This window comes from Flavonifractor sp. HCP28S3_F3, from assembly GCF_052065355.1.
In the GTDB taxonomy this organism is placed as follows: domain Bacteria; phylum Bacillota; class Clostridia; order Oscillospirales; family Oscillospiraceae; genus Flavonifractor.
Genome location: NZ_JBQHUF010000021.1, coordinates 1 through 19008, shown reverse-complemented (window position 1 = coordinate 19008; position 19008 = coordinate 1). Strand labels below are relative to the sequence as shown.

Here is a 19008-nt window from a genome sequence, read left to right as displayed (position 1 = left end):
TCGTACCTCTTTCTTCCAGTCTTCAGATTTTTATATACAGGTGGATGATAGCAAATCAGGCGTCCAGCAGGCTCGTCGGCACAAGCTCCAGATCCCTCGCTTCCCCGCAGGCGGGAAAGCTCGCTCCTTCTGCTGCGCCTCCTCTCCCCACGAAACCCGCTTCGCTGGGCTTTCGCGGGGACCCCGGGAGCTGCCCGGAGCACAAATTAAGCGTCCAGCAGGCAAGCCACGCCGGGCAGCTCCTTGCCCTCCATAAACTCGAGGGAGGCGCCGCCGCCGGTGGAGATGTGGGTCATCTTGTCAGCATAGCCCAGCTGCTGCACAGCAGCCGCGCTGTCGCCGCCGCCGATGATGGTGATGGCGTCGCTCTTGCTCAGAGCCTCGGCCACAGCCTTGGTACCGGCGGCAAAGGCGGGGAACTCAAACACGCCCATGGGGCCGTTCCAAATCACGGTGCCGGCGTCCTTCACGGCCTCGCTGTAGGCGGCGATGGCCTTGGGACCGATATCCATGCCCATGCAGTCATCGGGGATATTCATGCTGTCCACGGTGATGGGCTCAGCGTCGGCGGAGAACTCCTTGGCGCAGATGGTATCCTCGGGCAGCAGCAGCTTGACGCCCTTCTCCTTGGCCTTCTTCATCATGTCGTTGCAGTAATCCAGCCAGTCTTCCTCCAGCAGGGACTTGCCGATGGAGCCGCCCTGGGCCTTCAGGAAGGTGTAGGTCATGCCGCCGCCGATGATGATGGTGTCGGCAATCTCCAGCAGGTTGTTGATCACGCCGATCTTGGAGGACACCTTGGAACCGCCCAGGATGGCCACCAGGGGCCGCTTGGGATTGGCCAGGGCGCCGCCGATGATCTCCAGCTCCTTCTGGATCAGGAAGCCGGACACGGCGGGCAGGTAGTCGGCCACACCGGCGGTGGAGGCGTGAGCGCGGTGCACGGCGCCGAAAGCGTCGGACACATAGACCTCAGCCATGGAAGCCATAGCCTTGGCCAGAGCGGGATCGTTCTTGGTCTCACCCTTCTCGAAACGGGTGTTCTCCAGCAGCATGATCTGGCCGGGCTTGAGGGCAGCGGCCTTGGCCTGGGCATCGGGGCCTACCACATCGGCGGCCATAATGACCTCGCGGCCCAGCAGCTCGCTCAGGCGGGCAGCCACAGGCTTCAGAGACAGCTGAGCCAGGGACTTCTTCCAGCTCTCCTCGGTGATGGTAGCGGGGTCCTTGCCCTTCTCAGCTTGCTTCTTCACATAGGAATCAAAGGTGGCCACAGGCTTACCCATGTGGGAGCAGGCGATAACGGCAGCGTTCTGATCCAGCAGGTACTGGATGGTGGGCAGAGCGGCCCGGATGCGCTTGTCGTCGGTGATGACGCCGCTGCCGTCCTTGGCCATAGGTACGTTGAAGTCGCAGCGCAGCAGGACCTTCTTGCCGGCTACATCGATGTCCTTCACAGTCTTCTTGTTGTAGTTCATCCTGTAAAAGCTCCTTTCATCTCACCCTCCCCGGTGAGGCCGGGGAAGTTCAGCTGCCGCAGGGCTTCGTAGGTCACGATGGCCGCGGCGTTGGACAGGTTCAGGCACCGGGCTTCCGCCCGGATGGGGATACGGATGCAGCGGTCGCTGTGGGCCATGCGGAATTCCTCCGGCAGTCCCGCGGTCTCCTTGCCGAAAATAAGATAGCACTCATCCCGGAATTCGGCCTGGGTGTAGGGTCTGGGAGCCTTTGTGGTAGCCAGCCAGATATCCTGCGCGCCGGTCTTCTGAAAAAAGTCCTCCAGGCCCTGGTAGACCCTTACGTCCACCAGATGCCAGTAGTCCAGGCCCGCTCGCTTCACCGCTTTATCGCTGATATCAAAGCCCAGGGGTTCGATCAGATGGAGCCGGGTACCAGTCACCGCGCAGGTGCGGGCGATATTCCCAGTGTTTTGTGGGATCTCCGGCTCAAAAAGCACGATATTGAGCATCTTCCCACCTCTTTCCATCCTCTTTTTTTACCAGCGCACGCTATTGTACTCCAATCCGGAACAAATTTCAACCGGGAAAGCGTGAAAAAGTACTAAAACCTTCGGTTTTCTTTCCTGATTTCTTTCTTTCTTTTCTTTGCTTTTACACTTTATTGTAATGTGGATCTATGATATGATAGGATGTGGCGGGAATTCCGCCGGAGAGGATGAATGATTTTGGACGGAAATAAGACCATCCGCAGAGTGGTGGTAAAGGTGGGTACCTCTACCCTCACCCGGGAGACAGGCAGTCTGAATTTACATAATATGGAGCATCTGGCCCGGGTGCTCTCCGATTTGCAGGGTATGGGCCTTCAGGTGGTGCTGGTCTCCTCCGGCGCCATCGGCATCGGCACCAAAAAGCTGCGGTTGGCCGAGCGCCCCACCGAGCTGAAAATGAAGCAGGCTGCCGCCGCGGTGGGTCAGTGCATGATGATGCACGTTTATGACAAGTTTTTCTCCGAGTATAACCGGACGGTGGCACAGATCCTGCTGACCGGCGAGGATGTGGACGCCCCTGTCCGCTCAGAGCATCTGCACAACACCTTTGAGTCCCTGCTGGAGCTGGGGGTCATCCCCATCGTCAACGAAAACGACTCGGTGTCCTCGGCGGAGATCGAGACCGGCCAGTGTAAGGTGCTGGGCGACAACGATACCCTGTCCGCTATCGTGTCCCGGCTGTGCGGGGCCGATCTGCTGATCCTGCTCAGTGACATTGACGGTCTGTATGATGCTGACCCCCGCAGCCATCCCGAGGCAAAGCTCATCCACCATGTGGAGGCGGTCACACCGGAGCTGCGGGCCATGGCAGGGGGCGCAGGCACCTGGCGGGGCACCGGCGGCATGGCCACCAAGCTCAACGCCGCCCAGCTGTGTCTGGAGGCGGGCATCGATATGGTCATTGCCAACGGCAGCAAAATGGAAGCCATTTATGACATCGTGGCAGGCAAGGACGTGGGAACCCGGTTCACCCGGCCCTGCTGACCACGTTGCGCGTCGATTTGAAACAATAAGGAGTGAACGACTATGACACAGTTGGAAACCCAGGGTCTGGCAGCCAAAAACGCCGCCCGGGTGCTGTCCGTGGCGGGTACCGCCCGGAAGAATCAGGCGCTGGAGGCCATTGCTTCCGCCATTCTCACCCGTCAGGAGGAAATTCTGTCCGCCAACGCCGCCGACCTGGAGGCAGGTAAGGCCGCCGGCCTCCGCCCCGCCCTGCTGGACCGGCTGGCCCTGGACCAGGGCCGCATCGCCGGTATCGTGGAGGGTGTGCGGCAGGTGGCCGCTCTCCCCGACCCTATCGGAGAGGTGACCAAAATGTCCACCCGGCCCAACGGGCTGGTCATCGGCAAGCGCCGGGTGCCTCTGGGGGTCATCGGCATCATCTATGAGGCCCGGCCCAATGTGACGGTGGACGCCGCAGCCCTGTGTCTCAAGTCGGGCAACGCGGTAATCCTCCGGGGCGGCAAGGAGGCCTTCCGCTCCAACCAGGCCTTCGTATCCGTCATGCGGGACGCTCTGGAGGAGTCCGGCCTGCCCCGGGACTGCGTAGCGCTGGTGATGGATACCAGCCGGGAGAGCGCCAACGAGCTGATGGGCCTCACCGAATACCTGGACGTGCTCATCCCCCGCGGAGGCGCGGGTCTGATCCGCAGTGTGGTAGAAAACGCCAAGGTGCCGGTGATCGAGACCGGCGTGGGTATCTGCCACGTCTATGTCCATGAAGGAGCCGACCTGGACATGGCCGCCCGGATTATCCACAACGCCAAGACCTCCCGGCCTTCGGTGTGCAACGCCGCCGAGTGCCTGCTGGTGGACCGGGGCATCGCCCGGGACTTTCTGCCCATGGCCTGGCAGCTGCTCCAGACCAAGAATGTGGAGCTGCGGGGCTGCCCGGAAACCCAGGCTATTCTGGGCGATGTGGTAAAGCCCGCCTCAGAGACCGACTGGGACACCGAATTTGGCGACTACATCCTGGCCGTCAAGGTGGTAGGCGGCTTTGAGGAGGCCACCGACTTTATCGCCCAGCACGGCAGCGGCCACTCCGAGGCTATCGTCACCAATGACTATACCGCCGCCCAGCGGTTCCTGGACGTGGTGGACGCGGCAGCGGTGTATGTCAATGCCTCCACCCGGTTCACCGATGGCTTTGAGTTCGGCCTGGGTGCGGAGATCGGCATCTCCACCCAGAAGATGCACGCCCGGGGACCCATGGGCCTGGAGGAGCTGACCTCCAGCAAATTTATCGTTTACGGCACGGGCCAGATCCGCTGAGCATAGGATGGAGCGGCCCCTGGACCATATCATTACATACGGCAGGCGGCAGCGCCTGCCGTATGATTTTGTTTGGGGGTGTGTCCCATGCTGGAACGCCAACTGACCCTGGAGGGCGGAGCGCTGTACTGTGACCTGGGGTCCCTGGAACCTGGGGGCTGGCAGACGCTAGACTGTTCGCTCCGTCTTACCGGGGTGCTGCCTGAGCGGCGGGTGGCGGTATCCGTAGATGTGGTGGAGGGCGACATCACCCGGGGGACCCGAATCTTTGCCGTCCCTGCCCATCACGGTCCGGAAGCCGTGGACGTGGTGCTCCGGGGCATCCGTTTCTATCTGCCTAAGGAGATCCCCGCCCGCCGCCTGTCGGTGCGGGCGGACGCCCATTACCTGGAGCAGGGAGAGCGCTGCCTGCTCCAGGGTCAGAACTAAAAAATGCCGTCCGTGCGCAGTTGCGCACGGACGGCATTTTGGCTTTTTATTACCGGATGGCGGTGGTGCGGTAGTCCCAGCCGATCTCGTCCAGCTTCTTGATGGCGTCCACCATGCACTTTACCAGCACCTTGGCCATCTTCTCGCCCTTTTCGGGGGTGGCCTTGGTGGGGTCGCCGGTGGCGGCGGTGTTGGTCAGCTCGGAGAAGTCCCACTTGATCTCCACATAGTCGGGCAGGTTGTCGGGCACATAGCCCTTGGCCAGCTCGGGCTCACACCACTGAGGATAGAGGTAATAGGCGATGGAGCTCTCTCCCTCACCGGCATGACCCAGGCCGTCCCACACCTCGAAGGTGCCCTTGGGCAGCAGGTCGCCGGCGGTGACCCACCAGGCGGGCAGGGTAGCGATGCGGGCCTCGGGATACTTCTCCTTGATCTTGCGGCTGGCCACCTCGATGGGGGCGATGTTGCCGTCATGACCGTTGAGGATGAAGATGTGGGTGATGCCGTTACGGATGGTGGACTCCACATAGTCGTAGATCACCTGGGTGACGGTATCATAGCCCAGAGTCAGGGTGAAGGGGAAGGTGTCGTAGTGGGCGCTGTACCCCACGGTAATGGGGGGCAGCACCAGCAGGTCGTTGAACTGGTCAGCCACCTGGCAGGACAGCATGTAGGACACCAGGGTGTCGGTGCCGGAGGCCAGGTGGGGACCGTGGGCCTCGCAGGAGCCGACGGCCAGGATGGCCTTGTTGTAACCGCCGGTATTCACCTGATGGGACGTCAGTTTCAGAAGTTCATGGTTTGCCATTTGAGGGTTCCTCCTTTATATGCCCTGAAAATCTGACTCAGGGATTGATCTCGGCCACAAAAGCGAAGGCACCGTCCTTGACTTCCAGGATGGTGGCGCTCTTCTGAGGCACATGACTCTCAGCGGAGTAGGAGATGGTACCGGTAACGCAGCGCAGGTCCTGGATCTTCTCCAGGTTGTCCCGGACGTTGGCGGGGGTCACATCGTCGCCGCAGGCCTCGATGGCGGTGGCGATGACGTGGGCGCAGTCGTAGCCCAGAGCGGCAAAGGCGTTCTCAGGAGCGGTGCCCTGGGTCTCGGTGTACAGGGTGACGAAGTCCTGAACAGCGGGATCCTGGTTCTCGAAGGAGCAGTGGGTGGAGACCAGCACGCCCTCGGCGGCCTCACCGGCCACTTCCATCAGCAGGGGGGTGTCGGCGCCGTCGCCGGAGACGATGGGCTCAGTGACGCCCTTATCCCGGAACTGCTTGACGATGGTGCCGATGTCGTCGGGCACGCTGGAGAAGAACAGAGCCTCAGCGCCCTTGTTGTCAGCCAGGTAGCGGTCGATCTGGGCGGAGAAGTCGGGGTCCTTGTTCATGTAGTTGTCGGTCATAACGACCTCGCCGCCGTTCTCCTCCAGACGCTCCTGGAAGCAGCGGGCCAGAGTGGTGGTGAAGTCCATGGACTGGTCCACCAGCATGTAGACCTTGGTGAGGCCCAGGGTCTCAGTGACATAGTCGGCAGCGGCGTAGGCGCAGGTGTCGTCACCAAAGGCGGTGAGGTAGACATAGTTGCCGATGTCGTTCAGAGTGGGGGTAGTAGCACCGGCAAAGATGAAGGGCACGCCGGCTTCCTGAGCCACGTTGCCGGCAGCGAATGCGTAGTTGCTATCGGCCAGACCGCCGATGGCCACTACGTTGTCCACGTCAATGAGCTTGCTGGTGTTGGTGGCGCAGGTGGTCTGGTCGGTCTTACCATCGTAAGAGACCACTTCCACCTTGCGGCCGTTGATGCCGCCGGCCTCATTCAGCTCGTCAAAATAGAGCTGGAAGCCCCGGTAGCTGGGCTCGTCCAGGGATGCCTGGCCGCCGGTGATGTTGAACAGGGCGCCCACCTTGATGGTGTCGCCGGTGGCAGCAGCGCCGCCGGTGGAATCGCTGGGGTCCTTGTCGTTCCCGCCGTTATTGGAGCAGGCGGCCAGGGACAGGGACATGGCGCAGGCCATCGCAGCGGCAAGCAGACGTTTATTCCTTCTTTTCATCGTGATCTCTCCTTTTTTCCTTCAAATAAATTATGTGCATCGCATATTCGCGCTGCTCATTTCTTTTTGGGTCTTCGCTGAAAGGCCGCGGCCAGCTTTTGGTACTCCTCTTTCTTGAACAGGCTGGTGTAGGTCTCCTTGGAGAACCAGCTCTCCAGCAGGATCTCGCTGCTGCCCAGCAGGCCCTGGCGGCGGAAGATGATGACCAGGATGAGGAAGATGGCCATCAGGATGTTGGACAAGCCGTACATGCTGGGCAGAGTGACACCGAAAATGGTGAAGCCGCTCTCCAGCGGGGCCAGCAGCTCAGGCACAAAGGTCATGAACAGGGAGCCCACGGCGGCGCCGGACAGAGAGGCCATGCCGCCGATGATGGAAATCTGCACCACCTTGAAGCTCATGCTGTAGTAGAAGAACTGGCCGGAGATCACCGTCTGCACGTGGCCCCACAGGGCGCCGGCTACCCCGGCGAAGAAGGCGCTGATGCAGAAGATGGAGATCTTTTTCAGGGTCAGATTGATGCCCAGGCTCTGGGCGGCCACGCTGTCATCCCGCATGGCGATGAGTCCCCGTCCGTACTGGGAACGGATGAGCCGGAACATGATGAACAGGGACAAAAGCAGCACGAAGAAGATGACGGGTGCGGTAGCCACCTTGGGCAGGCCGGTGATGCCCCGGGGTCCATTGGTGATGGTATCCGAGTTATCCAGCACCGCCCGGACGATGACGATCAGACCCAGAGTAGCTACCGACAGGTAGTGGCCCTTGAACCGAAGCACCGGAATACCGATCAGCAGTGCCACCAGGGCGGCAGCCAGGCCGCAGAAGATCAGGGCCACCAGCAGGGGCAGCTGGATATCAATGAGCCACTGAGGCAGGCCGGGCAGCATGGAGGCCTTCTTGGCCGGATCCAGGGTAAGGAAGGCGGATATGTAAGCGCCCACCGCCATAAAGGCGGCGTGTCCCATGGAAAACATGCCGGAGAAGCCGTTGACCAGATTCAGACTGGCTGCCAGCAGGATGTTGATGGCGAAGGTGCTGATCATAGCGGAGTAATAGCTGCCCTGATTGCAGCCCCAGATGATGACCAGGGCAGGCAGGATCACCAGCATCACCAGCCGGAACAAGTTACAGTCCCGAAAACGAATGGTATTCATCAGCTGCGCCCCCCTTCCGACCGGCCAAAGAAGCCGTTGGGACAGAACAGCAGCACCAGAATGAGCACTACGAACACGAATGCATCCCGGTAGGCGGTGATGCTGGTGGGCATCAGTCCGGCGAAGAGCATCTCAGCCACACCGATGGTCAGGCCGCCCACCACCGCGCCGTGGAGGCTGCCGATACCGCCCACCACCGCGGCACAGAAGGCCTTCAGGCCGGGGATGAAGCCCATAAGGGGATCGATGGTCTTGTACTCGCCGGCCAGCATCAGGCCCGCGAGAGCCGCCATGCCGGAGCCCACGGCGAAGGCGAAGACAATGACCTTGTTGGGATTGATGCCCATGAGCCGGGAGGCGTCCAGATTCTCCGAACAGGCCCGCATGGCGGTGCCGATCTTGGTCTTCTGTACCACCAGGGTGAGGGCCACCACCATCACGATCACCGACACAAAGGTGATGATATTCATGGTGGACAGGCTGAACAGTCCGAAGTCGTGGAGCTCCGTGAAGAAGTCAGGCAGCTTGAAGGCCTGCTTCTGGGGTGAAAAGATCATCTGTAAGAGGTTCTGCAGCAGGGTGGACACTGCCAAAGAGGAGATCAGGGTCGCCTCCTCCGAGGCGCTGCGCAGGGGTCGGTAGGCCAACCGCTCAATGAGCACGCCTACGATCACGCTGACCAGGACCGAAATAAGGATGATGGCCCAAAGGGGCATGCCGGTGCTGGTCATAAACAGCAGCATGACGTAAACGCCGATGGTCATGATATCGCCATGGGCGAAGTTGATCAGCCGCAGGATGCCGTAAACGATGGAATAGCCGATGGCCACAATGGCGTAGACGCTGCCCAGGCGCAGGCCGTTGATCAGTTGTGCGATAATGTATTCTATGCTCATAGGTCTCCACCCAAGTAAGCATCTTTGACACGGGGGTCATCGATCAGCTCACTGCTCCTTCCCTCCAGAGTAATGCTGCCGGTCTCCATGATATAGGCCCGGTCGGAAATGGTAAGGGCCTCGTAGGCGTTCTGCTCCACCAGCAGGATGGTCATCCCCTGCTTTTTCAGCGCCTGCAGCACGTCAAAGACCTGCTGGGTCATCAGGGGGGACAGGCCCATGGAGGGCTCGTCCAGCAGCAGCACCTGCGGAGCAGACATCAGGGCCCGTCCGATGGCCAGCATCTGCTGCTCGCCGCCGGACAGCGTCCCCGCCGGCTGACGCCGCCGCTCCTTCAGGATGGGGAACAGAGCCATGGCCTTTTCATAGCTTTCGGCAATGCCCGCCTTATCCTTTCGCAGATAGGCGCCCAGCCGGAGATTTTCCTCTACCGTCAGCTTGGCAAACACCTGCCGTCCCTCGGGTACCTGAACGATACCCCGGGCCACGATGCGCTCCGCCGGGCTTTTGGTAATGTCCTCACCCCGAAACAGCACCTGGCCGGACGCGGGCTTCAGCAGGCCGGAGATGGTATGCAGCGTGGTGGTTTTGCCGGCGCCGTTGGCGCCGATGAGGGCAACAGTCTCATGCTCCTCCACCTGGAGGGACACGCCGTTCACCGCGGTGATGCCGCCGTAGCGCACCACCAAGTCTTTCAGTTCCAGCATCAGACCGCCCTCCCCAGATATGCCTGGATCACCTTGGGATCCTTCCGGATCTCCTCCGGCAGGCCGTGGGCGATCACCTCGCCGGTGGCCATGGCGTAGATGTAATCGCAGAGGCCCATGATAACCTTCATATCGTGCTCGATGAGCAGGATGGTCAGGTCGAACTCCTTTCGGATGTTCCGCAGCATCTCCACCAGGGCCAGGCTCTCCTGGGGATTCATGCCGGCGGCGGGCTCATCCAACAGCAGCAGCTTGGGGTCGGCCGCCAAGATGCGGGCGATCTCCAGCCGGCGCTGCAGGCCGTAGGGCAGAGAGCCGGCGATATCCTCGGCGTGGTCGGCAATACCCATCAGCTCCAGCATGTGGAGGGACTTCTCCCGCAGCTCCCGCTCGGTCCGCCGATAAGCCGGCGTGCCGATGATGCTGCCCAGGAAGTTGGATTTCACATGCATCTGTGCCCCGATGACCACGTTCTCCAACACCGTCATCTTCTGGAACAGCCGCAGGTTCTGATATGTCCGCACCACGCCCTTCTGGGCGATCTGGTCGGGCCGCAGCCCGGTAATGTCCTCCCCTTCCAGCAAGATCTTTCCGCTGGTGGGCGTCAACACACCAGAGAGCATATTGATGACCGTAGTCTTACCCGCTCCGTTGGTGCCAATGAGACCGCAGATACTCCCTTGTTCCACTGTTGCGGAGAATTCCTTCACAGCTTGAAGGCCCTTGAAGGTCATCTGGCAGTGCTGCAGTTCAAGAAATGCTGCCATGGCGGTACCTCCCGTACCTATGGATTCCAACATTTACAAAAAAGGCGCATCGTTTTCCCAGACGATGCGCCCCCTTGCGCCATTTCATAACGGCTTAGTATCGGTACTCTTTATTCTACTAAAGACGTCGGTTCTTGTCAAGGTGTTATGCAAAAACATTTCTATGTTTCCTGCACCTGCACCGGTTTCTCCCGACTTCCCCCCGTCTTTTCTGCAGTCCTTCGCACTTCGTCCTGCAAAAGAGGAGGCAATTCGCTTTCATAACATTTAAAGCTGGAAAATGATGCCCACTACCGCTGAAAGGGCAATAAACACGATGGGATGGAGCTTTTTCAAGGGTTTGACCTGAAGGCAGACAAAAACGATCACCGCCAGGAGGATGGCCGGCCAACGGAAGAAATTCATCCCGCCCAAAGCCGCCCCGGTATTCACCAGGGCAATGGAACACACCTCCACCAGCGCTGCGGCAATGAGGGCGGTGGAGGCAGGACGAATGCCGTAGAATACCGCGTCTACCCCACGGCTCTCCCGGAACTTCTTCAGGAATCCGGCGATGATCAGGATAACGATGATGGAGGGACACACCAGGCCCAGAGTAGCCACCACGCCCCCCAGGATGCCGCCGGTGTGAAAGCCCACATAGGTGGCCATGTTTACTCCCATAGGGCCGGGGGTGGATTCGGAAATAGCGATCATGTTGGCCAGCTCCCCGGAGGTAAACCAGCCGGTGCGGGCCCCCATGTCGGTGAGGAAGGGGATGGTGGCAAGACCTCCGCCGATGGCGAACAGGCCCACCTTAAAAAACTCAAAAAAGAGCTGGAGATAGATCATGCCTTCAGCCCTCCCTTCGCTGCCCGGACGCACAGTCCGGTCACGCCCGCAACCACCACCAGTACAATGGGGGAGGTCACATAGCCCAGGAGCGCACCCAGGGCATTGGCAGGAAAGGAAACAAAGTTTCCCACCACCGCCAGCGCCAGCACCACCGCGAAAATGACCACAGTGGGTTTGTCCACCACAGTACTTTTACGCAGCTTCAAGACGCTGGACAAAATGAGGGCGCATACACAGGCCCGGACGCCGTTGAAGGCGTGGACCACCACCGGCAGGTCTGCAAAGTTCTGCAAAAAGGCGGCGATGAGCATGATGATAACCAGGCAGGGAAACACCAGGCCCAGAGTGGCCGCCACTCCTCCCACAGCGCCCTTCAGCTTGTGGCCCACAAAGGTGGCAGTGTTGACGGCAATAATACCGGGCGTACACTGGCCGATGGCAAAGTAGTCGGAGAGCTCCTCCTCTGTGGCCCAGCTCCGCTTTTCCACCAGCTCCCGCTGGAGGATGGGCAGCATGGCATAGCCGCCGCCGAAGGTACAAACTCCAATGCGGGCAAAGGTCCAGAATAGGTCTACGCAGATATTCACGTCAGTTCAAACCCTCCAGTTCCTCCAGCCACAGGGCAGCCACAGCGTCGGAGGGCATTCTCCAGTCGCCCCGGGGAGACAGCGCCACCGAGCCCACCTTGGGGCCGTCAGGCAGACAGGAGCGCTTGAACTGCTGGGAGAAGAAGCGGCGGTAGAAGTTCTTCAGCCACTTGAGCAGGGTAGCACGGTCATAGGCCCTGCCAAAGGCATACTCCGCCAGCCGGAACACCTTCCGGGGCGGGAAGCCCCAGCGGATGGCATAATAGAGGTAGAAGTCGTGATGCTCATAGGGACCCACCAGGTCCTCGGTCTTCTGGGCGATCTGCCCCTCGATGGCGGGAAGCAGCTCGGGAGACACGGGGGTGTCCAGGATGTCAGCCAGCACGCCGGAGAGCTGGGGATCCTCCGCCTCCTTGTCATCGGAGATGAAGCTGACCAGATGGCGGACCAAAGTCTTGGGGATGCCGGCGTTTACAGCGTAGTTGCTCATATGGTCGCCGTTGTAGGTACACCAGCCCAGGGCCAGTTCGGAGAGATCGCCGGTGCCGATAACCAGACCGTTTGTCTGGTTGGCAATATCCATGAGCACCTGGGTGCGCTCTCTGGCCTGGCCGTTCTCAAAGGTGACATCGTGATCCTCCATGGACTGGCCGATATCTTCAAAATGGACCTTTACTGCCCGGCCGATGTCGATGGTCTTAAGGGTACAGCCCAGCCGCTCGGCCAGCAGTACCGCGTTAGACTTGGTGCGGTCGGTGGTGCCGAAGCAGGGCATGGTGACGGCGATGATATCGGTAGCGGGACGATCCAGCATTTCCATAGCCACCGCGGTGATCAGCACCGCCAGAGTAGAGTCCAGTCCGCCAGACAGACCCACCACCGCTGTTTTGGCATGGGTGTGCTCCAGCCGTTTTTTCAGCCCCAGAGCGGCTGTATACAGGATCTCGTTGCAACGCTCCGAGCGGTCGCTCTGGTCCTGGGGCACAAAGGGCATGGGGGATACGGGACGGGTGAGATGGGTGTCGGTCAGATCCATGTCAAAGGACATCCGCCAGAACTCCTTGACCTCCGGGGTGTATGTGTTCATTCGGCGGCGCTCATACACCAACTTTTTCACATCGATCTCACTGATGGTGAGCCCCGCGGCAAACCGCCGCTCCGCCAGCAGCACACCGTTTTCCGCGATCATATTGTGACCGGCAAACACCAAATCGGTGGTGGATTCTCCCTCGCCGGCGTCGGCGTACACATAGCCGCACACCAGCCGTCCAGACTGGCCGGTGACCAGGGAGCGGCGGTAGGCTGCCTTCCCCGCCAGCTCATTGGACGCCGACAGGTTCAGGATAATGGTGGCTCCCGCCTGGGCCAGGGCGGCGGAGGGGGGCTCTGGCGCCCACAGATCCTCGCACAGCTCCACGCCGATGACCAACTCTTCCATCTCCTCGCAGGCATAAAGGCCATTGCAGTTCATACTCACACTCTGGCCACACAGCTGTACCATGTGATCCACGCCCTCCGGACCCCGGGAGGGGGTGAACCAGCGCTGTTCGTAAAATTCCCCGTAGTTGGGCAGATAGGTCTTGGGCACCAGGCCCAGGATCTCTCCTTTTTGTATGACAGCGGCACAATTATACAGTTTGTTATCCCATTTGTCCCGCACAGGCAGGCCGATGGCAGTGATCATATCCAGATTCTTGGTGGCGTCCAGGATGGTCTGGAGCCCCTCCTCAGCCCCCTTCAGCAGGGTGGGCTGAAGGAACAGATCCCCGCAGGTGTAGCCGGTAAGGCAGAGCTCCGGCAGGGCCAGCACCTTGACACCCTGCTTGTCCGCCTCCCGCATCAGAGTAAAGATCTGCTCCGCATTGTACCGGCAGTCGGCAACCCGGATCTTAGGGGTGCCGGCAGCCACCTTAATAAAACCGTCGCGCATAAACAGCGCCTCCTTACTATTCCAGCGCATTATTTCAATTTATCATACCCCAATTCCCCGCCAAATGCAACGCAGAACACCCGAAAAGCCCCGGCCAAAGGCCGGGGCTTTTCGGGTGTGTGTTGTGTGTGTGTTTGCAAAAGTGTTGGAGAGGGATAAGAGAGGAATTGGTTTGGGAGGATGGTCTTGCTTTCGATTCATCTCTGAATCTGTCTGTATCATACCTGGTAATTAAGACTAAATCGTGTACCCTTTGTGAATAAACTGTTAATTTCACTTTTGTTCCAATTTTCTTTCCTGCTCTCCCCGCTTGACAGCGGCGGCGTTTGGTGATATATTGCTCTTGCAAAAATGGCATAGACGGAGAAGAACCCGCGCAGCGGCGGACAGAGAGGGGCCTCACGGCTGGAAAGGCCCTACGACACGCGGCGGCTGTACCACTCCCGAGCCGCCCGGGATGACCGGGCCGGGGCTTTCCCGTTACAGGAAGTCACAAGCGGCATATGGCGCCTCCGCGCTCTATGCAAGCAGGGTGGAACCGTGGGACGTTTTTTCGCGCCTCACCCCTGACCAATCAGGGGTGAGGCGTTTTTCATACCCTCCGCCCCAATCTATTAAGGAGGAATCGATATGTCCGAAGAAGTCAAGAACGAATTCAGCTTTGAAAATCCCGAGTACCGCAAGACCTATTGGCACACCTGCTCCCACGTGATGGCCCAGGCCGTGAAGCGGCTGTGGCCTGAGGTGAAGCTGGCCATCGGCCCCTCTATTGACGAGGGTTTCTATTACGATATGGACGCGCCCTTTGCCTTCACCCCCGAGCATCTGGAGCAGATCGAGGCTGAAATGCGGAAGATCTGCAAGGAGAAGCTGAAGCTGGAGCGGTTTGAGCTGCCCCGGGAAGAAGCTCTGAAGTTCATGGAGGAGAAGGGTGAGCCCTTCAAGGTGGAGCTGATCCAGGACCTGCCTGAGGACGCCCACATCTCCTTCTACAAGCAGGGTGAGTTCACCGACCTGTGCGCCGGCCCCCACCTGGACTCCACCGGCCGCATCAAGGGCAACGCCATCAAGCTGACCGCCTGCAACGCCGCCTATTGGCGGGGCGACTCCAACCGTGAGACTCTGCAGCGTATCTACGGCATCGCCTTCCCCAAGAAGGACGAGCTGGACGCCTACCTGGCCCGCATCGAGGAGGCCAAGAAGCGGGACCACCGGAAGCTGGGCAAGGAGCTGGGCCTGTTCATGCTGCGGGACGAGGGTCCCGGTTTCCCCTTCTTCCTGCCCAAGGGCATGGTGCTGCGCAACACCCTGATCGACTACTGGCGTCAGGTCCACAAGCGCTACGGCTATGTGGAGATCTCCACTCCCATCATGCTCAACCGTCAGCTGTGGGAGCGCTCCGGCCACTGGGACCACTACAAGAACAACATGTACACCACCGTCATTGACGACACCGATTTTGCTATCAAGCCCATGAACTGCCCCGGCGGCATGCTGGTCTACTCCAGCGAGCCCCACAGCTACCGGGACCTGCCCCTGCGGGTGGGTGAGTTGGGCCTGGTCCACCGGCATGAGCTGTCCGGCGCCCTTCACGGTCTGTTCCGGGTGCGCTGCTTCACCCAGGATGACGCCCACATCTTCATGACCCAGGAGCAGCTGAAGGACGAGATCAAGAACGTGGTCAAGCTGTTCGACGAGGTGTACTCCGTCTTCGGCCTGCCCTATCAGATCGAGCTGTCCACCATGCCCGAGGATCACATCGGCACCGTGGAACAGTGGGAGCACAACCAGGACATCCTGAAAGAGGCCATTACCGAGATGGGCAAGGACTTCGTGGTCAACGAGGGCGACGGCGCCTTCTACGGCCCCAAGCTGGACTTCCATCTGGCCGACTCTCTGGGCCGTACCTGGCAGTGCGGTACCGTTCAGCTGGACTCCCAGCTGCCTGAGCGTTTTGAGCTGGAGTATACCGGCGAGGACGGCCAGAAGCACCGCCCCGTCATGCTCCACCGCGTGGTGCTGGGCTCCATCGAGCGATTCATCGGCGTGATTACCGAGCACTTCGCCGGTGCCTTCCCCACCTGGCTGGCTCCCGTGCAGGTGAAGGTGCTGCCCATCACCGACCGTGCCGCTGACTACGCCGACCAGGTGTCCGCCAAGCTGGACGCGCTGGGCTACCGCGTGGAGGTTGACCACCGCAACGAAAAGATCGGCAAGAAGATCCGGGACACTCAGCTGGAGAAGGTGCCCTATATGCTGGTGGTGGGCGACAAGGAAGCCGAGACCGGCGACGTGGCCGTCCGCAACCGCCACGGTGATCAGACCGTCATGTCCTTCGACGCCTTTGTGGAAAAGCTGAAGGAAGAGGTCGATACCAAGGCCCGGGAGCAGAAGTAAATTAAACCCATACAGACCCGGCGGAGGCAACTGCCTCCGCCGGGTTCTTTGTGTCCGCTGGGGGTGGACTTTCCCTGTGGGATATGTTAGAATGTCCTCTGCCGGGCGGCGGCCCGGTCTATTTTTTGCACAAAGGATGGATGGTTATGGGTACCACCCTCAGCACCCTCACAAATTTGGCGATCTACATCGCGCTGGTGGTCATCGGCGCGTTCATCGGCTCCCGAAAGGGAGTGCGCAGCCGCCCCCTGGTCTGGGTAAGCAAACTGCAGTTTGTAGCTCTGATGATCCTCATCGTCACCCTGGGGGTCAATCTGGGCGCCAATGACGAGGTCATCTCCTCCCTGGGGCAGATCGGCCTGGCCGCATTGTTTATCACGGTGTTGGCCATGGTGGGCTCCATCCTCTTTCTCTCCCTGCTGCGGCGGTTTGTGCTGAAGCTGGACCGGTATGGTCTGCCGAAGGGCGCAGCTCAGGCTGAGGAGCAGGAGACACATTCCGCCGGTAAGGCGGACAACTCCCTGACCAAGTGGATCGTTATTGCTGTGGTGCTGGGTATGCTGGCCGGCCGTTTTGTCCTCCCCCCTGCCGTTACCGCCCACTGCGGCACTGTCATCAACTTTGGTCTCTACCTGCTGCTGTTTATGGTGGGCATGGATATGGGCAAGCAGGGCACCCTCATCAGCGATATTAAGGCAGCCGGCTTCCAGGTGCTGCTGGTGCCGGTGGCAGTATGTGCCGGTACCCTGGTATTCGCCGCCCTGGCCGGACTGTTCCTCCCTCTGGGGATCAAGGACTCCATGGCCGCTGCCTCTGGCATGGGCTGGTACTCCCTGGCCCCCACCCTGCTGGCTCCCTACTCCCTGTCCGTCTCCGCGGTGGCTTTTCTGTCCAACGTAATGCGGGAGATCTTCTCAATCCTGTTTATCCCCCTGGTGGCCCGGTACATCGGTTATGTGGAGTGCGCCGCCCTGCCTGGCGCCGCCGCTATGGACACGGTTCTCCCCGTGGTGGTGGGCGCCACCCATGAGCGCATCACCATTTACTCTTTTACCTCCGGCGTGGTGCTCTCCCTGGCGGTGCCTATTCTGGTGCCCGCTATCGTGGCTCTGCCCTTCTGAGGAGGTCTTTCAGTATGGAAATCGAACGCCGCTGGCTGGTCAACGGCTGGCCGGAGCTGGAAAGCTCCTCTGTGATCTTCATGGATCAGGGCTATTTTGCCACCCGTCCCGCCGTCCGGGTTCGCCGGGAGGCGCTGGAGGGCGGCCCCTGCCAGTATATCGTGTGCTTCAAGGGCAAGGGCGGCCTGGTGCGGGAGGAGATCGAGCTGCCGGTAACGGAGGCACAGTATCAGGCTCTGGCCGGGATGCTGAACGGCCCTATGATTCAAAAGGAGCAGCGCCGCTATCCTCTGCCCGGCGGGCTTACGCTGGAAGTCAACCAGGTGGACAAAGACCTGGACACCGGCTTTTTCTACGCCGAGGTGGAGTTCCCCGACGAGGAAACCGCCCAGGCCTGGACTCCTCCTACAGAGCTGACCGCCTATCTCAGCCGGGAAACCACCGGCCAGCCTGGCGAGAGTATGGCCGCCTATTGGGCGCGCACCAGGCATTCATGCGAATAAAAAATGCCCGCTGTCCAATGGCCAGGGGTCATAAGAAAGTAATATTGCTTTTTGCAGGAACGGCATGGCTTCGGTCATGCCGTTTCCTGTTTCATCAGTTCGTCCACGGGGATAAAGCCCACAAGGTCATAGGAGATGCGGATGCCCTGTCTGCGCTTCCCGCTGCTCTTGTCAGGCGCTTCGATATAGATGCCTTTGACAAGTTCCCGTAAGGCGTAGGGGGTCATTTCATGCAAATCCTCGTATTTGTGTACCCGCTGGATGAACTGCTCCAAATTTTCAATCTGTCGTTCCTGTACTTTGATTTCCTGCTGCAAGGTCTGGATTTCCACTTTAAGCTGCGCCTGCTCGTCCTCATAGGTCTTGCTCATCAGTGCAAACCGTTCATCAGAGAGTTTCCCGGCCACATTATCCTCATAGATACGGATGAACAGCCGGTCAAGTTCCCCAAGACGGCGTTCTGCCTGTGCCAGACGCTTCTTGTGTCCCCGGACAGCTTCTTCGCTGGACAGCCGGAGTCTATGCTCCATTACTGTCCGAAAATGGGCTTCATGCCGGGTTACATAGGAGATAACCGTTTTCATGTGCATCCAGACCAATTCTTCCAGTACAACCGCCCGGATGAAGTGAGCTGGACAGGTTCCCGTGTTGCTGCGGTAGCTGGCACATACAAAATGGTCTTGCCGCTTCTCAAAGTAGTTGGTGGTGCAGTAGCGCATTTTGGCCCCGCAGTCAGCGCAGTAAACCATGCCGGAGAACAGGCTGCTCTTTCCGGTTTTTGTCCTTCGGTGGCGCTGCTTGCGGATCTCCTGCACCTTGTCAAAGACTTCCTGCTCAATGATAGCCGGATGGGTGTTGTAGAATACCGCCTGCTTCTCAATGGGTGTTTCCCGCTGCTTCTTGTCCCAGATGGAGTTGGTGTAGGTCTTGAAGTTAACCGTACAGCCCGTGTATTCCCGCCGTTCCAAAATGTGAACAACGGTATTGGGGTTCCAGTGGTACGGATCAGCGGTTTCAGGGCTTGGGGTGTTAATGCCTTCTCTCCGCTTATAGGCAGTAGGATTGAGCACCTGTTCCGCCTGCAAGAGTTTGGCGATCTGCATCGGCCCCCGGCCTTCCATACACAGATTGAAGATGCGCTTGACCACAGGAGCGGCTGCTTCGTCCACGACCCACTTTGTTCGATCCTCCGGGTCTTTGCGGTAGCCAAAGGGGACATTGGTTGTCAGCGGAATGCCCTGCTCGCCCTTGGCCTTCTGTACCGCACGGATTTTGCGGCTGGTATCCTTGGCAAAAAACTCATTGAACCAGTTTTTGATTCCTGCAACATCGTTGTCGGTGCTG

At 59.8% G+C, this 19008-nt stretch carries 18 protein-coding genes; 6 read left to right on the top strand and 12 right to left on the bottom strand.

Annotated features, from left to right (window positions below):
- Positions 1–206: 206 nt before the first annotated feature.
- Together ACTNB1_RS14125 and ACTNB1_RS14120 are read right to left on the bottom strand one after the other, a co-directional pair.
- Complete coding sequence (locus tag ACTNB1_RS14125) at positions 207–1478, bottom strand: phosphoglycerate kinase (RefSeq protein WP_441170364.1); 1272 nt, start codon at positions 1476–1478, stop codon at positions 207–209.
- Positions 1475–1969 (bottom strand): tRNA (cytidine(34)-2'-O)-methyltransferase, encoded by a 495-nt coding sequence (locus tag ACTNB1_RS14120; protein ID WP_441170363.1) that lies wholly within the window; start codon positions 1967–1969, stop codon positions 1475–1477. The genes ACTNB1_RS14125 and ACTNB1_RS14120 overlap by 4 nt, the downstream gene beginning before the upstream one ends.
- Positions 1970–2185: 216 nt before the next feature.
- On the opposite strand from ACTNB1_RS14120, the gene proB reads away from it, so the two are divergent.
- The 3 genes from proB (at position 2186) to ACTNB1_RS14105 (ending at position 4711) form a co-directional block, all read left to right on the top strand.
- Positions 2186–2992, top strand: a complete 807-nt coding sequence (gene proB, locus ACTNB1_RS14115; protein WP_441170361.1) for a glutamate 5-kinase — start codon at positions 2186–2188, stop codon at positions 2990–2992.
- Between the two features lie 42 nt (positions 2993–3034).
- Positions 3035–4282 (top strand): glutamate-5-semialdehyde dehydrogenase, encoded by a 1248-nt coding sequence (locus ACTNB1_RS14110; protein ID WP_441170360.1) that lies wholly within the window; start codon positions 3035–3037, stop codon positions 4280–4282.
- 87 nt (positions 4283–4369) lie between these two features.
- Positions 4370–4711: a hypothetical protein gene (locus ACTNB1_RS14105; protein WP_441170358.1), complete on the top strand. Its 342-nt coding sequence runs from the start codon at positions 4370–4372 to the stop codon at positions 4709–4711.
- A gap of 49 nt (positions 4712–4760) precedes the next feature.
- Here the strand turns inward: ACTNB1_RS14105 and ACTNB1_RS14100 are convergent, their stop codons facing one another.
- The 9 genes from ACTNB1_RS14100 to ACTNB1_RS14060 all read right to left on the bottom strand — a co-directional run bounded on the left by ACTNB1_RS14100 (position 4761) and on the right by ACTNB1_RS14060 (position 13643).
- On the bottom strand, positions 4761–5522 hold the full coding sequence (locus tag ACTNB1_RS14100) for a creatininase family protein (RefSeq protein ID WP_441170356.1): 762 nt from the start codon (positions 5520–5522) through the stop codon (positions 4761–4763).
- A gap of 37 nt (positions 5523–5559) precedes the next feature.
- On the bottom strand, positions 5560–6765 hold the full coding sequence (locus ACTNB1_RS14095) for an ABC transporter substrate-binding protein (protein ID WP_441170354.1): 1206 nt from the start codon (positions 6763–6765) through the stop codon (positions 5560–5562).
- A gap of 56 nt (positions 6766–6821) precedes the next feature.
- Positions 6822–7922, bottom strand: a complete 1101-nt coding sequence (locus ACTNB1_RS14090; protein ID WP_441170353.1) for a branched-chain amino acid ABC transporter permease — start codon at positions 7920–7922, stop codon at positions 6822–6824.
- Entirely contained in the window at positions 7922–8818 is an 897-nt protein-coding gene (locus ACTNB1_RS14085; protein ID WP_441170351.1) for a branched-chain amino acid ABC transporter permease, read from the bottom strand. The genes ACTNB1_RS14090 and ACTNB1_RS14085 overlap by 1 nt, the downstream gene beginning before the upstream one ends.
- Positions 8815–9525, bottom strand: coding sequence for an ABC transporter ATP-binding protein (locus ACTNB1_RS14080; protein WP_441170349.1), 711 nt, complete (start codon positions 9523–9525; stop codon positions 8815–8817). The genes ACTNB1_RS14085 and ACTNB1_RS14080 overlap by 4 nt, the downstream gene beginning before the upstream one ends.
- Positions 9525–10292, bottom strand: a complete 768-nt coding sequence (locus ACTNB1_RS14075) for an ABC transporter ATP-binding protein (protein ID WP_441170347.1) — start codon at positions 10290–10292, stop codon at positions 9525–9527. The genes ACTNB1_RS14080 and ACTNB1_RS14075 overlap by 1 nt, the downstream gene beginning before the upstream one ends.
- A gap of 267 nt (positions 10293–10559) precedes the next feature.
- Positions 10560–11123 carry a chromate transporter gene (locus tag ACTNB1_RS14070; RefSeq protein WP_441170346.1) on the bottom strand — a complete coding sequence of 188 codons (564 nt, stop codon included), beginning with the start codon at positions 11121–11123 and terminating at the stop codon, positions 10560–10562.
- Positions 11120–11713 (bottom strand): chromate transporter, encoded by a 594-nt coding sequence (locus ACTNB1_RS14065; protein ID WP_441170345.1) that lies wholly within the window; start codon positions 11711–11713, stop codon positions 11120–11122. Before ACTNB1_RS14065 ends, ACTNB1_RS14070 begins: the two co-directional genes overlap by 4 nt.
- 1 nt (position 11714) lies before the next feature.
- Positions 11715–13643, bottom strand: coding sequence for an NAD(+) synthase (locus ACTNB1_RS14060; RefSeq protein WP_441170343.1), 1929 nt, complete (start codon positions 13641–13643; stop codon positions 11715–11717).
- A 630-nt stretch (positions 13644–14273) separates the two neighbouring features.
- On the opposite strand from ACTNB1_RS14060, the gene thrS reads away from it, so the two are divergent.
- From thrS to ACTNB1_RS14045, 3 genes are all read left to right on the top strand, one after another.
- Complete coding sequence (gene thrS, locus ACTNB1_RS14055; protein ID WP_441170341.1) at positions 14274–16040, top strand: threonine--tRNA ligase; 1767 nt, start codon at positions 14274–14276, stop codon at positions 16038–16040.
- 146 nt (positions 16041–16186) lie between these two features.
- Complete coding sequence (locus ACTNB1_RS14050) at positions 16187–17161, top strand: lysine exporter LysO family protein (protein WP_441170339.1); 975 nt, start codon at positions 16187–16189, stop codon at positions 17159–17161.
- 14 nt (positions 17162–17175) lie between these two features.
- Positions 17176–17664: a CYTH domain-containing protein gene (locus tag ACTNB1_RS14045; protein WP_441170338.1), complete on the top strand. Its 489-nt coding sequence runs from the start codon at positions 17176–17178 to the stop codon at positions 17662–17664.
- Between the two features lie 74 nt (positions 17665–17738).
- On the opposite strand, the gene ACTNB1_RS14040 is transcribed toward ACTNB1_RS14045, so the two are convergent.
- The coding region (locus ACTNB1_RS14040) for a recombinase family protein (protein ID WP_441170336.1) at positions 17739–19008 on the bottom strand (1270 nt) is incomplete at its 5' end.